The organism is Pedobacter sp. ISL-64 (assembly GCF_018613605.1).
Taxonomy (GTDB): domain Bacteria; phylum Bacteroidota; class Bacteroidia; order Sphingobacteriales; family Sphingobacteriaceae; genus Pedobacter.
Map to the genome: position 1 here is coordinate 1 of NZ_JAGGPU010000021.1, position 13,399 is coordinate 13,399.

Here is a 13,399-nt window from a genome sequence, read left to right on the forward strand (position 1 = left end):
TTAACAAATTAATCAATCGATTGATTAATTTGTTAACGTAAAAAATGTTAAATTTAATCATATGAGCACATACCTTGTACCAGTAGATTTTTCGAACACAGCAGATCACGCAGCCCAATATGCCGCCAGGCTGAGTTTTGCGATGACGAACTCAAAAATTATACTGCTTAATGCCTATTATGTTTCAGAATACGAAAGCATTTTACCAACACCCGATTTAATTATTACCACGGATGTTCATATCGCGGATGAAATTACGAGAAGGTTCGAAGCACTGGAAAAACTTAAGGTAAAAATGCTCGGGATCAATCCCAATGCTGAAATAGAAATTTACCTCACTAGAGAAACACTCCTGCGTTCTATCATCGATCGGGTAAATAGGGAAGAGATCGAACTCATTATTATCGGTAGTAACGGTAAAAAAGCGAAAGACGAAAGTGATATCGGCTCTAATGCGATCAAAATTTCTAAATCAAGCCCGGTTCCGGTTTTGGTTGTTCCGCCTAAGGCCGATTATCAATCAATCCGTAAAGCCATTTTGGCCTGCGATTTTAAAAAGGTTAAAGAGGTGATTCCCATGCACGCACTTAAAAATATTTTAAGCAAACATGCTTTAGAACTTTTGGTGCTTAATATTAATTCTGGCCATGTAATTGATTCGCAGGAAGAACACTTTTTGCAAGAAATGCTCAAAGATTTTTCTCCCGCTTATCACTATGCTGATCATCCTGATACGATTAAAGGAATAGTAAAATTTGCTAAAAGTGAAGAAGCGCAGCTGATTATCGCATTGCCCAAAAAATATAGTTTTTTCGAAAGCTTGTTGCATGAAAGTGTATCTCAAAAATTGACTATTAAATCGCATGTGCCCGTGTTATTGTTGAAAGATTAATATATTGGAATTTGCAACAGCTAAGTTACATACGACGCGTTAAACTTTTATTTTCTTTTGCACTCCAACTAGCTCAATTTTCAACCAAAAACAACAAAAACAACATGAAAAAATTAATGATGATTTGCGGATTAATGCTAGGTATAGCTGGTTTCGCTAACGCGCAACAAGGTGGTGGGCAAGGCAGAATGATGATGAAACCTGAAGAAAGAGTAAAACAGTTAGACGAAAAATTAAAGTTATCTGATGATCAAAAAACAAAGTTAACCACTGTTTTTACTGAGCAGGCAGAAACCATGAAAAAAATGCGTGAAGAAATGCAAGGTGGTGGCGATCGAGATGCAATGAGAGAGAAAATGCAAAAAATGCGTGCTGATAATGATGCAAAAGTAACTGCAGTATTAACAGACGATCAGAAAAAAACTTACGAAGCTTGGCAAAAAGAGCAACGTGCTGAAATGGAAAAACGTAGACAAGGTGGTGGAAATAACTAATCTTGGTAAAATATCAAATAAGAAAAGCGGCTTTATGTCGCTTTTCTTATTTTAGCAGAAAAATAAAATATGCCTGCCAATTTCCCTCCCATTATTTTAGCATCTAAATCGCCACGTAGACAAGAGCTTTTAACGCTTATGGGCTTAAATTTTAAAGTCGAACTAAAAGATGTAGACGAAAGCTACCCATCAGATTTATGCCCCGCAGAAATTGCCGTTTACATTTCAGAACAGAAAGCTAAGGCTTTTACTGCTAATGGTGAAATAGTGATTACAGCTGATACCATTGTAGCCTTAAACGGAGAAATTTTAGGTAAACCTGAAGATAGGGCGCATGCTCAAGAAATGTTAAAAAAGCTATCTGGAAGCAGGCATGAAGTTTTTACAGGTGTAACACTTGTTAAAGGCAATAAAATTCATTCGTTTTACGATAGGACAGAGGTTTACTGTAAATCTGTTACAGCCGAGGAAATTGATTTCTACATTGATAATTATAAACCCTTTGATAAGGCCGGGAGTTATGGCGTGCAAGATTGGTGGGGTATCGTAGTGGTACAACGCATTGAGGGTTCTTATACTAACGTAATGGGCTTGCCAACAGAAAAGCTATATAATGAACTGTTGAAGTTCTCCTAAAAAAATAATCAACATCATTTATTGAGGTTATTTATGGAAAATAACTGAGTCATTCATCATCTGTTTCAAATGCCTAACCCAAAATATAGCCATTATGAAACAGATATTTATCTTATTTATTTCTATTTGTTCAATTAACTGCTTTGCCCAAAATGAATTTGGTAAACAAAGTAATGAACTTATTTATTCAGATCAGACTGTAAAACAACTAAAGTTTATCGTTGATTCACTAAATCTTAAATTTAAGTCTTGTGATCTTAATAAAATTTATAAAGCCAAATCTCAGACAATAGGCAACTATATTTCTCTTTCTGGTAAACAGGCAGAAGCAGCAAAAAGAGATCTTGATGCAAATATTTCATTTGATAATTTTATTGAAAAATATCCTGCTTCTGAAAAGCAAAAAGATTTGCTGGTTGTGAGATTTAAATACAAGAATTATAAAGATGTACCGGTATTAGAATTCAATAGTGTCGAATTGAATGGTAAATACAATCATCGTATCACTTTCACTGGTGATTATATCAAATATGAAGAACCGTTAAAACAGTCATGGGTTATAAATTACGAATCTGGTTCCAAATCTAATGAAGCGTTTCTAAATGCCTTCTACATCAAAGATTCATTTAAACAAAACCCACTTCCTGCAATTTATGCCAAAATGATTCAATATTCAGATTGTATGGTAGATACTTCCACTCAGGTGTTTTTTCAGAAAGCAGCAAAAACAGGTGTAAGGTTTTCTAATAAAAAGCAAAAAAAAATGGAGGAATTAGAAAATTATATTGCTCAAAAAACATTGAGACCTGCCTATAATAAAGGTGAAGATGATGAGGTTTTTTATAAAAAAGTGGAAGAGTGGAGAATAATTAGAGGAATAAAAATAGATAGTTTGTATAAAAAGGACTCATACTTTGTTTTGCTCTTTAATGAAGCAGTGAAAGAAGCAATGGAAAATGGTGGAGGAGACGATGATTTTGAGGAACTGGTAGGATTGTATTATGCTAAGAAAACAGCGCTTGAATTAAAACGGAACAGAATTGTAGTTGGCGGATGCAGTATGGATGATAGTCCTAGGATCCATGCAATGAATATAGCAAAACTATCTGCCGAAACCGCTAACTGGGAAATTTTTCTACGTTCCCATCTGGATATCATGAACGATAGATTTGATCGGATGAGTGATGGCAGTTACGCACAATCAGGACGGAAGACTTATATCAAAGAATTAGAAGTTTTAGATATAAATGTTTTAGACCTACTATTGGGGATCAGTTTAAGGGTAGAAAATGCAAGTAATAACCATTATTACGGTAATATTGGTAGACTTGGCAGGGCACTAGCTGAAACAAAAAATGCAAGTTTAATTGAAGAGAAGATGTTGAATATGATCATCGATCATGATTTGGACGATTACAATCGGATACTGATTTACTATTTGTTCTTAAACTACAATTACAATTTAAGCGACAAAGAGATTCAAAGCGATAATGTTGAAAAGCTAAATAAAGCAGTTAAAACTTTGCCTAATTATTTGGTCAGTAAGTTGGTTCCTGAAGAAAAAGGCAAATAACAGCCTTGGTGTTATGGAATTTTTCATGTGTTGTCATCATTTTTAAAACTACTACCATGAAAAACAAAATTAACGAAGTTACCATAGCCGAGCCATGTTTGCAGAACTGGGATGAAATGGATAAAGGAGAAGGCTCTAATTTCTGTAAAGCCTGCAGCAAGAATGTAATTGATTTCTCAGGTTATACCAATGCCGAAATCATCAGCGTATTGGCTGGCGCCAGTTCTTCTGTATGTGGCCGCCTAAGCAATACTCAATTAAATCAGCTTAACTACCATTTAGCTATTGTGCCAACAACAAATAGGAATTGGATGAAATATTTGGGCGTACTGGCTATAGGAGTAAGTGTTTTTACCCATAATGCGAGTGCCGTGTCCATTAAAAAATCTGTGGAGATTGTTCACGCAAAGGAAATTCATCAATTAAATAAAGCAGATGAACCAATAATTTTGAGAACATTTTATGGCTATATGTTCTTAAGGAATAATAAAGTGCCAATGGCCGGTTTAAAACTTAGGTTAAAAGGCACAAATATTACGGCTGTAACTGATAAAAATGGACGTTATGAATTCAAAATAGATGATAAACTAAATTGGAAATACAATGAGCTAATTGCTGATGACAGCAATTATGTAGTATCATTTAGATTAGATGCAAAAACAGTTAAGCAAAAAGACTATTATCCTTACAGGGCAGAAGATACAATTTTAGGTAAGATTGCGGTTTCATTCAAATAAACTTCTATTTATCAACCCTATTAAATAACTACTATTTTATAATTTACTGGCCAAAACACCCATTTTCAAATCATAGGTAGAGAGTGTTAACCGGTTTATTTTTGCTCTGCCCAATACATAGTTGGTAATTAGGGCCGCAATCACAATCATATCTATCCTTAAAGGGATCATTCCTGGCATTTCGGCCCGTTCTTTATGCGTAGCATTGAGTAGTTTGATCGAAGTTGCAATGTAGTCGTCGAAATTGAATGCGAAGGTTTTGACCGTATTAATATCTGCTTTTAAGTTGTTTTTTCTAATAATGAGCTCGGCAAATGTTTCGAATGCTCCGGCAGATCCGATTAAAATTTCAGGGCGGTATTTTTCACAGATATCAAAAAGATCGCCCAGTTGATTTTGAATGTGAAATAAAATGGCATTCTTCTCCTCGTCGGCTATGGGATCTGATTTGAAGAACTGTTGCATTAAACGCGCTGCCCCAATGTTATAACTTTTCTTCCAGATCAGTTTTTCGGGATCGCACAGGATAAATTCTACACTGCCACCACCGATATCTATAATCAAAGATATCTCTTTAATTGCGCCGCTCAGTTTTACACCTTGGTAAATTAATTCAGCCTCTTCGTCACCGCTAATCGTTTCGATGCTTATTCCGGTTCTTTCTTTTACAGCATCAACAAAATCTTGCCCGTTTTCTGCGCTTCTAACTGCCGAAGTGGCCATAGCCCTTACCTCACTAACCTGATATTCAGCAATTGTATGGCTAAACGTTTCAAGGCAGTTCACACCTCTTTCAAAGGCTGCAGGAATAATAATATTATCGTTAATTCTTCCTTCGCCCAATTTAACAGGCACATTGGTTTTGTATAAAATTTCCGGCTGGTTTGCCTTTGTTTCAGCAATAAGTAAATGGAAGGTGTTCGTACCCAGGTCGATAACTGCAATGCGCATAGTTTATATTTTTGTGTTTTGGAAAGCTTTGCAGTGGTTCTTTGGTAACTGTTTCCTGCTATCCATTAAATTTCGTTATTGTGAGTGCTAAATTAAGGGTAGTAGAGCGAAATACCATCGCCATCAGGTTTTTTTAGTTCGGGTTTGTGTTTTTTGCCAAATAGTAAGGCGCTTAGGTTTCCCCCATAAATCGTAGTAGTAGCCACTGTTAATAAACGGGATAGCAGCGGCAGCCTCAGATTTAAGCACTATTTTTTGCTTTTTTTTATGGTGTGCTTGCTTGTTTCACAGGTTTTCATCTAAGCTATAGCGTATAGCCCGACTAACTTTAATATGTGCACTAAATTGCTTTCCAAACCTATTTTACTAAATCTTGTAATTGTTTTGCATTATGCAATGCCCCAACTCCCCAGGTATTGTTAAAATAAACAAATACCTCACTAACATCATCTTTAATCTGATTTTTGAAAGCTTTAATAACATTGATATCGTATTCTGATTTGTAAAGCACAGGTTTCCCGTGAAAACGGTAATAAACGGTTGATGTATTCTGGATCACCTCATCAGGTAAGGAAGAAGGATAGCTTTGACCGCTAAATATGATGTTGTTTTGAGCGAGGTTTTTATAAATTTCTTCATCAAACCAACTGATGTGACGAAACTCTACCACATTTTTAAAATCAGATCTTAAATTTTCGATCAACAGATTTAACCGTTCTACACTATAATCGAACTTTGGTGGAAACTGAAACAATACACAGCCCAATTTCTCTTTTAACCCGATTTGAATGGCCTCGTAAAAATCGTTTATGAGTTGCTCGCATTCATTGAACTGTTTGTAATGTGTAATTAACCGTGGTGCCTTGACCGTAAATAAAAAATCATCCGGACTTTCATCGTACCATTTATCGAACGATTTTTGAGTTGGCATTTTATAAAAGGTAGAATTGATCTCTATTGTATTAAAATGTTTGCAATAATATTTAAACCAATCTTTTTGTACCAAACCTTTTGGGTAGAAAATCTCTTTCCATTCGCGATAATAGAAGCCTGAGCAACCAATTCTCCATTTCATGTATAGAAAACAGGTTGTAGAGGGAAAGGTTTACTATCCGTTATAGATTGCGGCGAAAATAATCAATGTGATACCAATGTAGCCAGATAGCTTTAAATAAATATTACTTTTCTTATTTAGAAATCCTAATGTCACCATCGTTAATAAATAAAGGATTGAGAGTGTTAAAAATCCGGTAAATGGTGATTGATGGTTTTTTAATTGCGACTCATTTTTTGTCGACACAAAGAAAACCTCAATTAAGACTGGTGAAATCCAACCGATTAAATACAATGCAAATATTACTGATGCTATTGGGTACTTTCTGAAAGCGGTAGTGAGTTCGTCCATATTTTGAAATTAATACCGGTTTTATTGATATGGTAACCCCAAAAACAAACTAAAATACCAGTGGTGTCAGATGTTACCATCTGATACGGCGAAAAATCAATTATCCAAGTTTATGGTATAGTTCTAATAGTCAGATGGTAACATCTGACTTCACTAAAATAATGCATGCTTAGCTGATCTCAGGTGACTGAGGTGGTCAATATTTTATGGGAAAGAATTTACGGTTATAAATGAATGATCGATTGGCTAATAGTTGTAAACTTGGGATTTATACGATGAAGCATTATAAAACAAAAAAACCGATGCTTGCGACATCGGTTTTTCAATTTATATTTAATTAATTACTCGAAGTATTCTTTCATTCTTTCGAAGAAACTCTTATCATTTTTACCCGGTTGAGGCTTAAAGTTAGGCGATTCACGTAATTTCTCTAAAGCATCACGTTCGTCGCTACTTAAAGCTTTTGGTGTCCAGATGTTGATGTGGATAATCTCATCACCTCTATGGTAAGAATTCACTTCTGGTAAACCTTTACCTTTTAAGCGCAATAATTTTCCGCTTTGGGTACCTGGTTCGATTTTTATTTTTGCTTTACCATCAATAGTTGGTACTTCAATGCTCATCCCTAAAGCAGCATCAACAAAACTTAAGTGTAAATCATATACAATGTTATTGCCTTCACGTTTAAGTGTTTCGTGTGGGGTTTCTTCAATTAAGATAATTAAATCGCCTGGAATACCGCCATTAGGTGCAGCATTTCCTTTTCCACTCATGCTTAACTGCATACCTTCACTTACGCCTGCAGGAATATTGATGGTAATGGTTTCTTCGCCACGTACAACACCATCTCCATGACAAACTGTACATTTAGAAGTAATTTGCTGGCCGCTACCGTTACAAGTAGGGCAGGTAGATGCCGTTTGCATCTGGCCCAAAATGGTATTGGTTACTCTACGCACCTGGCCGCTGCCACCGCAGGTACCACAGGTACTTACCGATGATTTATCTTTTGCGCCAGAGCCATCGCAGGTTTTACAAACGATTAGTTTATTAACCTTGATTTTCTTTTCTGCACCATGTGCAATTTCCTCTAGTGTTAATTTAACTTTTATGCGCAGGTTAGAACCTTTGGCTACCCGACGGCCACCGCGTTGCTGGCCACCACCACCGCCACCAAAAAAGCTTTCGAAAGGATTGTGACCGCCAAATACATCGCCGAAATTGCTAAAAATATCGTCCATGTTCATGCCGCCACCGCCGTAGCCACCGCCACTAGCGCCACCAACACCCGCATGACCGTATTGATCATAACGTTGTTTTTTATCGGCACTGCTTAAAACTTCGTAAGCTTCGGCAGCTTCCTTAAATTTATCTTCAGCGGCTTTATCTCCTGGGTTTTTATCTGGATGATATTTAATCGCCATCTTGCGATAAGCTTTCTTTATCTCATCAGCGGCTGCGCCCCTAGTTACGCCTAATACGTCGTAATAATCTCTTTTACTCATCTTCTTTATAAAATGATTGAATGATTGAGTGATTGAATGAGAGAATGTTAATTCAATCATTCAAAATTCAATCATTCAATAATTATTTTTTACGCTCCAACTACAACTTTAGCAAAGCGGATTACATTATCATTTAAGGTATAACCTTTTTCAACTTCGTCTATCACTTTCCCTTTAAGATCATCGCTAGGAGCAGGGATATTGGTAATTGCTTCGTGGAAATCGGTATTGAAAGGTTGACTGATGCTTTCTACATCTTTCAATCCTTTTTGTGCTAAAGTGTTTTTTAGCTTTGTGCTTACCAATAAAATGCCTTCTTTAACCGGGGCAACATCAGCAGCAGTTTCCATTGCTTTTAATGCACGGTCGAAATCATCTAAAACAGGTAAAAGCGAAACAATTACATCTTTACCAGCCGTTTGCAATAATTCTACGCGTTCTTTTTGTGTACGACGTTTATAATTATCGAACTCAGCGTATAAACGTAAATATTTGTCATTAAGTTGTTGAACTTCCGCTTGCAATTTTTCTTCTGCAGATAATTCGGGCGCCTGCTCAGCTTCAGCGATAGGAGCATCAGTATTCTCTACATTCTCAGCAGTATTTTCTGATGTATTTTCAGGATTCATTATATTTTCTTCTTTATCGTTATTTTTCTTCTTATTAAACATAATACTGGGCTGAATTTTTTTGTGTTGATCTCAACTATTTTGCCATAAACGGAAATCAGCCAAGCTGTCAGATTTATTTGTATTTATCTGAACAGATTGGCTGATTAGCTGACGGATGTCAGAATTTTTTATACGATTTGTGCATCTTCGTGCACAATTCCATTTTCACATTTAATAATGCGCGAAGGGAAAGTACGGATGATATGGTAATCGTGTGTGGCCATTAAAACCGCAGTTCCGGCCTGGCTAATTTGTTTTAAAAGGGTTACAATTTCTTCTGATGTTTCCGGATCTAAATTCCCTGTAGGCTCATCAGCAAGAATAATTTCTGGATCATTTAACAAAGCTCTTGCAATAACAATACGCTGCTGCTCGCCACCAGAAATTTCATGCGGCATTTTTTTGATTTTAGAACGCAAACCAACTTTGTCTAAAACATCTTTAATGCGTTCGTTAATTAGTTTTTCGTCTTTCCAGCCTGTTGCCTTAAGCACAAATTCAAGGTTTTTTTCAATCGTTCTATCGGTAAGCAATTGAAAATCCTGAAAAACTACACCCAATTTACGGCGTAAAAACGGCACCTGACTTTCTTTTAGGTTTTTAAGGTCAAAACCAGCAATATTGCCTTCGCCATTACCAATATGTAAGTCGCCATATAATATTTTAAGCAAACTGCTCTTTCCCGAACCTGTTTGACCGATCAGGAAGACAAATTCGTCCTTTTCGATGTGTAAATTTACGTTTGAGAGGACTAGATGTTTCTGTTGAAAAACATCAACATTGCTTAAATGAATTACTGAGTTGCCTGCCATATTATATTTCTAATTTTGCAATCTGCCCGAAAGGCAAATCTTTAACCATTTCCATAATGTATTCTTGCTTATCTCCAAGTCCGATTTTTTCCAGCGATTTATCAGGTCTGTCAACCCTAAAATAAGCTAAAAGTGTAAACTTGTCATCTCTTAACTGTACGTAATCTGGAATTTTGGCTATGCCTTTAACTTTAACGATATACATTGTGTCCAAAAATAGCATTTCCAAATGATAAGCGGAAGTAAGAAGTCCTTTTTATCTTATTAGCATTACCCAGCCAGTATAGGTTTTAAAATCTTTGTTTAAATAAATGCTGTAATAATATATTGCTGGTGGAAGATCTTTCCCATTCATTTTTCCGTCCCAGGCTTTAAAAGTTCCGGTACTCTGGTAAACAAGCTGGCCATATCGGTTGGTTACTTTCACAATTGAATTTGGGAAAGATGTAATAGATGGAATATTCCAGCTATCGTTTACATTATCACCATTTGGCGTGAAGGTATTGGGGATTATCACTTTTGGATAAACCTTGATGAAAACCTCATCAATGCTACTGTTACAGCCTAAATTTGAGCTGGCATGTAACGTATAGGTAATGTCTTCAGTTGGTGTAACAATGGGATTGAGTTTGGTGGGGTCATCGAGATAATCTGATGGTGTCCAGAAATAGGTAAAATCATCTCCACTCACTTTACCGTTTAAAATTGCTGATTGTCCGGTAACGATTGTTTGATCCGCACCTGCATCGGCCATTACATTTTTATTCACATTGACGGTGATTTCTGTTTCGGCCGAACATCTTCCGTCCGAAACCTGAACAGTATACGTCGTGGTTTCAGTTGGTGTGGCGATTGGATTAGCGATTTGAGGATCTGACAAACCTTTTGATGGACGCCAAAGATAGGTAGAGCCACCCGATGCTGCTAATTGAACAGACTTGCCTTCACAAATGATTGCCCTTTGGACGTTGATTATTGGGATCACTGGATCTAAAACCGCAACCGTTGTTGTAGCTGACGATGTACATCCATTTGCAGTCACCTGAACAGTATAAGTGCCTTCCATCGCTTTAGTTGCATTGGCAATAGTTGGGTTTTTCTCTGTTGATGTGAATTGATTTGGCCCTGACCATTTATAACTTGTTCCACCAGAAGCAATTAGTTGAATGGTGCTACCAACGCAGATAGGACCAAAGTTTTCAGCTATTGGGATGGGCTGCGGATTTACTGTAACCGTTAGTGGCGATCCTGCTATCCTACAATTTGCTGAGTTGATATTATTTCCATCTCCAACCAATAATCTGTATTGATACACACCTTTAACAGCGTTTTGGAATTGGACGTTAATTTCTGGCGTTTGTTCATTAGGCAGATCTGTAAAGCCATTACCTGTATTTAACTGCCATTGGTACCTTGGATTTTGATATATCCTAGGGCTAACATCAGTTTTAAAATGGAATGTTGCACTATTTCCTTCGCACAATTGCGCAGTTGTTAAGGCGTTGCCCACAATTGATGGTATAAGGGTTGGGCCACAGGCACTAAAAGTAATATCATCTAGTGCCAGATCATTTCCTCCTCCACCAGGGTTTTGATTGGTCATTTTTAAGGTGATAACACCTAAGTTAGTTGGTGTAACAAATGTTCGGGCATATTTAATCCAGCCTGTATTTTCTAAAATATCATTGGTTGAGAATTGGAGTATTTCTACGCCATTATTCTCTATAGTAAATCTAACATTTGGTTTGATTCCTGTATTTTTTAAAATATTAATAATCCATGCAGAAAACTCATATGTGGTGTTTGGGCAGAGATCGGTAATAGTGGCTTGATAAAATATTCCAGGACTATTTGACGCATTCACAACCATCATATAGCCGTTTAGATCATTAGGGGTATGATTTATAATATCTTGAATCCAACCAACATTTAATCCAGAGATTGTCTTGGTATGGTATATTGTCCATCATTTGGAGAACGGGTAGCATAGGTATAATTGGTAACACCATTGGGGAGAGAAGAACCGAAGGTGTTTATTCCTGATCCAAATGTTTCATTTTTGATTGGATCTCCTAGTGTTCCGTTACATTGAGCAAATAAGTGATCACCACAACAGAGGATAAAAAAGAGAATTAAAAATATTGGGAGATAACGCATTGCTTAAAGGGGCATTTAGCGAATATCTAAATAAAAAACTGTAATTCAATTTGTTGAAATTAATTCAATTCATTCAAAAACTCAATGGTATTTACATTATCTGCATAGTCCCAAAGTTTGGGGTGCTGGCTTTGGCCAAAACCGAAAGTGTTTAAACTTAAAGGCGATTTGCTAATCACACATTGAATGTTTTCTGATTGGTTTTTCAGTTTATCTTCAAGCGCTTGCAGCTGCTCGTATTCTTCATAAAAAAGAACAGCCAAAGGCGATGTCAGGCGCTCATCTTCTTTTAATAACAGGAAACCATTGTCGAAGTGTTTAGCAGCATTAACCAGATAAATAGATTTATTGTAATCGTAATTGTTATTGTATTTAAAGTGGTTGATAATAGGTTGAAAACTTTCTACGCCTTCGTAAAAATTTGCAATATCATATCCTTTTGGAAAATAGATTTTAGATACATTTCTACAGCCTAAGCCAAAATAATCGAAAATATCGGCACCTAGCTTTTGGATATCCTCGAAACTTTCAGAACCATCTAAAACCGCTACACTGTTCCTGTTTTTTCTGATAATGTTGGGCACTTTACTAAAATAATAGTCGAAATAACGGGATGAATTGTTGCTCCCGGTTGCAATAACAGCATCAAAATCTTTTAAGCGCTCTACATATTCTATTTTATCCTCAAAAGCAGGTTCTATTTTAACGAGTTCTGCAATTACGGCTTTAACTAATTTATCATCAGCCGAAGAAAGTTTGATTAAAGCAATATTACCTGTGGCCAGTACACTTAAAACATCATGTAAACCCACCAATGGGATATTCCCTGCCAGGATTAAACCAACCTTTTTTGGAGCGGTACTAAACTTGATCGATTTGAACCAAATGGCCAAATCGGCCTCATTTAACATCTCAGCAAAAGATAAAATAGATTTTTTTATGTTTTCTGCAGTAAACCATGCATTAGTGCTTTCAGCGGTATAAAATGCATTTCCTAGTATGTCAGTAGGGTTTGTAAGCAATTTACCTAGTTTGTTGAACGCGATTATTACTTTTTCTTGAGTTAATGCTGACATATTTAGAATTATTATTAAGTGATTATATCTTATATTTGCAGCGCAAAGGTAAACTAAGCAAAAGAATTAGACGAAAACATGGCGATTAAAATAACAGATGAGTGTATAAATTGTGGGGCTTGCGAACCAGAATGTCCTAATAACGCAATTTACGATGCCGGTACTGCATGGCGTTTTTCTGATGGTACAAATTTAAATGGTATCATTGATTTTGGTAATCAACAAATTGAAGCTGATGCAGCTCAAGAAGCAGTTTCGGATGAAGTTTATTATATTGTATCCGATAAGTGTACAGAGTGTAAGGGCTTTCATGATGAGCCTCAGTGTGCGGCAGTTTGCCCGGTTGATTGTTGCGTAGATGATGAAGATATCCGCGAAACAGAAGAAGAATTATTAGCGAAGAAAGCTTGGTTACACCAGGAAGGATAAGCTTTATTAGATATTTACAAAAAAGTCCCGCTTAAAGTGGGACTTTTTTAGTTATAGGAAG

The 13,399-nt window shown here is 36.4% G+C and carries 15 protein-coding genes; 6 read left to right on the forward strand and 9 right to left on the reverse strand.

The features are described from left to right. Nucleotides 1-61 precede the first annotated feature (61 nt). The 5 genes from J7E57_RS22625 to J7E57_RS22645 all read left to right on the forward strand — a co-directional run bounded on the left by J7E57_RS22625 (nucleotide 62) and on the right by J7E57_RS22645 (nucleotide 4,332). Nucleotides 62-892 (forward strand): universal stress protein, encoded by an 831-nt coding sequence (locus J7E57_RS22625; protein ID WP_215125760.1) that lies wholly within the window; start codon nucleotides 62-64, stop codon nucleotides 890-892. Nucleotides 893-996: 104 nt separating this feature from the next. After that, a complete protein-coding gene (locus J7E57_RS22630; protein WP_086545265.1) occupies nucleotides 997-1,386 on the forward strand; it encodes a Spy/CpxP family protein refolding chaperone in 390 nt (129 codons plus the stop codon). 69 nt (nucleotides 1,387-1,455) lie between these two features. Further along, nucleotides 1,456-2,022, forward strand: coding sequence for a Maf family protein (locus J7E57_RS22635; protein WP_215125759.1), 567 nt, complete (start codon nucleotides 1,456-1,458; stop codon nucleotides 2,020-2,022). A 94-nt stretch (nucleotides 2,023-2,116) separates the two neighbouring features. Continuing rightward, nucleotides 2,117-3,595, forward strand: a complete 1,479-nt coding sequence (locus tag J7E57_RS22640) for a hypothetical protein (protein ID WP_215125758.1) — start codon at nucleotides 2,117-2,119, stop codon at nucleotides 3,593-3,595. A 56-nt stretch (nucleotides 3,596-3,651) separates the two neighbouring features. Then, complete coding sequence (locus J7E57_RS22645; RefSeq protein WP_215125757.1) at nucleotides 3,652-4,332, forward strand: hypothetical protein; 681 nt, start codon at nucleotides 3,652-3,654, stop codon at nucleotides 4,330-4,332. A gap of 36 nt (nucleotides 4,333-4,368) precedes the next feature. Here J7E57_RS22645 and J7E57_RS22650 read toward each other — a convergent pair whose 3' ends face one another. From J7E57_RS22650 to J7E57_RS22690, 9 genes are all read right to left on the reverse strand, one after another. Then, a complete protein-coding gene (locus J7E57_RS22650) occupies nucleotides 4,369-5,283 on the reverse strand; it encodes an exopolyphosphatase (protein WP_215125756.1) in 915 nt (304 codons plus the stop codon). A gap of 358 nt (nucleotides 5,284-5,641) precedes the next feature. Continuing rightward, the gene (locus J7E57_RS22655) at nucleotides 5,642-6,358 is read right to left on the reverse strand and encodes a DUF72 domain-containing protein (protein ID WP_215125755.1); all 717 of its coding nucleotides are present in this window, start codon (nucleotides 6,356-6,358) and stop codon (nucleotides 5,642-5,644) included. A gap of 671 nt (nucleotides 6,359-7,029) precedes the next feature. Beyond that, nucleotides 7,030-8,193: a molecular chaperone DnaJ gene (gene dnaJ / locus J7E57_RS22660; protein WP_215125754.1), complete on the reverse strand. Its 1,164-nt coding sequence runs from the start codon at nucleotides 8,191-8,193 to the stop codon at nucleotides 7,030-7,032. An 89-nt stretch (nucleotides 8,194-8,282) separates the two neighbouring features. Continuing rightward, nucleotides 8,283-8,864 carry a nucleotide exchange factor GrpE gene (locus J7E57_RS22665; protein ID WP_215125753.1) on the reverse strand — a complete coding sequence of 194 codons (582 nt, stop codon included), beginning with the start codon at nucleotides 8,862-8,864 and terminating at the stop codon, nucleotides 8,283-8,285. A gap of 128 nt (nucleotides 8,865-8,992) precedes the next feature. Beyond that, nucleotides 8,993-9,676, reverse strand: a complete 684-nt coding sequence (locus J7E57_RS22670) for a cell division ATP-binding protein FtsE (protein ID WP_190327992.1) — start codon at nucleotides 9,674-9,676, stop codon at nucleotides 8,993-8,995. Nucleotide 9,677: 1 nt separating this feature from the next. Then, complete coding sequence (locus J7E57_RS22675) at nucleotides 9,678-9,881, reverse strand: fructose-6-phosphate aldolase (protein WP_215125752.1); 204 nt, start codon at nucleotides 9,879-9,881, stop codon at nucleotides 9,678-9,680. Between the two features lie 51 nt (nucleotides 9,882-9,932). Beyond that, nucleotides 9,933-11,549, reverse strand: coding sequence for a gliding motility-associated C-terminal domain-containing protein (locus tag J7E57_RS22680; RefSeq protein WP_215125751.1), 1,617 nt, complete (start codon nucleotides 11,547-11,549; stop codon nucleotides 9,933-9,935). 56 nt (nucleotides 11,550-11,605) lie between these two features. Further along, nucleotides 11,606-11,833 carry a hypothetical protein gene (locus J7E57_RS22685; RefSeq protein ID WP_215125750.1) on the reverse strand — a complete coding sequence of 76 codons (228 nt, stop codon included), beginning with the start codon at nucleotides 11,831-11,833 and terminating at the stop codon, nucleotides 11,606-11,608. 59 nt (nucleotides 11,834-11,892) lie between these two features. Then, complete coding sequence (locus J7E57_RS22690) at nucleotides 11,893-12,909, reverse strand: acyl-CoA reductase (RefSeq protein ID WP_215125749.1); 1,017 nt, start codon at nucleotides 12,907-12,909, stop codon at nucleotides 11,893-11,895. Between the two features lie 78 nt (nucleotides 12,910-12,987). On the opposite strand from J7E57_RS22690, the gene J7E57_RS22695 reads away from it, so the two are divergent. Next, nucleotides 12,988-13,338 (forward strand): 4Fe-4S dicluster domain-containing protein, encoded by a 351-nt coding sequence (locus J7E57_RS22695; protein WP_025143125.1) that lies wholly within the window; start codon nucleotides 12,988-12,990, stop codon nucleotides 13,336-13,338. Nucleotides 13,339-13,399: the final 61 nt, after the last annotated feature.

Bases quoted from the DNA above. Each gene is read 5' to 3' on its own strand.
- J7E57_RS22630 (WP_086545265.1), top strand. From the start codon at position 997: ATGAAAAAATTAATGATGATTTGCGGATTAATGCTAGGTATAGCTGGT.
- J7E57_RS22655 (WP_215125755.1), bottom strand. From the start codon at position 6,358: ATGAAATGGAGAATTGGTTGCTCAGGCTTCTATTATCGCGAATGGAAA.
- J7E57_RS22690 (WP_215125749.1), bottom strand. From the start codon at position 12,909: ATGTCAGCATTAACTCAAGAAAAAGTAATAATCGCGTTCAACAAACTA.
- J7E57_RS22675 (WP_215125752.1), bottom strand. From the start codon at position 9,881: ATGTATATCGTTAAAGTTAAAGGCATAGCCAAAATTCCAGATTACGTA.
- J7E57_RS22685 (WP_215125750.1), bottom strand. From the start codon at position 11,833: ATGCGTTATCTCCCAATATTTTTAATTCTCTTTTTTATCCTCTGTTGT.
- J7E57_RS22670 (WP_190327992.1), bottom strand. From the start codon at position 9,676: ATGGCAGGCAACTCAGTAATTCATTTAAGCAATGTTGATGTTTTTCAA.
- J7E57_RS22665 (WP_215125753.1), bottom strand. From the start codon at position 8,864: ATGTTTAATAAGAAGAAAAATAACGATAAAGAAGAAAATATAATGAAT.
- J7E57_RS22650 (WP_215125756.1), bottom strand. From the start codon at position 5,283: ATGCGCATTGCAGTTATCGACCTGGGTACGAACACCTTCCATTTACTT.
- J7E57_RS22640 (WP_215125758.1), top strand. From the start codon at position 2,117: ATGAAACAGATATTTATCTTATTTATTTCTATTTGTTCAATTAACTGC.
- dnaJ (WP_215125754.1), bottom strand. From the start codon at position 8,193: ATGAGTAAAAGAGATTATTACGACGTATTAGGCGTAACTAGGGGCGCA.
- J7E57_RS22695 (WP_025143125.1), top strand. From the start codon at position 12,988: ATGGCGATTAAAATAACAGATGAGTGTATAAATTGTGGGGCTTGCGAA.
- J7E57_RS22635 (WP_215125759.1), top strand. From the start codon at position 1,456: ATGCCTGCCAATTTCCCTCCCATTATTTTAGCATCTAAATCGCCACGT.
- J7E57_RS22680 (WP_215125751.1), bottom strand. From the start codon at position 11,549: ATGATGGTTGTGAATGCGTCAAATAGTCCTGGAATATTTTATCAAGCC.
- J7E57_RS22645 (WP_215125757.1), top strand. From the start codon at position 3,652: ATGAAAAACAAAATTAACGAAGTTACCATAGCCGAGCCATGTTTGCAG.
- J7E57_RS22625 (WP_215125760.1), top strand. From the start codon at position 62: ATGAGCACATACCTTGTACCAGTAGATTTTTCGAACACAGCAGATCAC.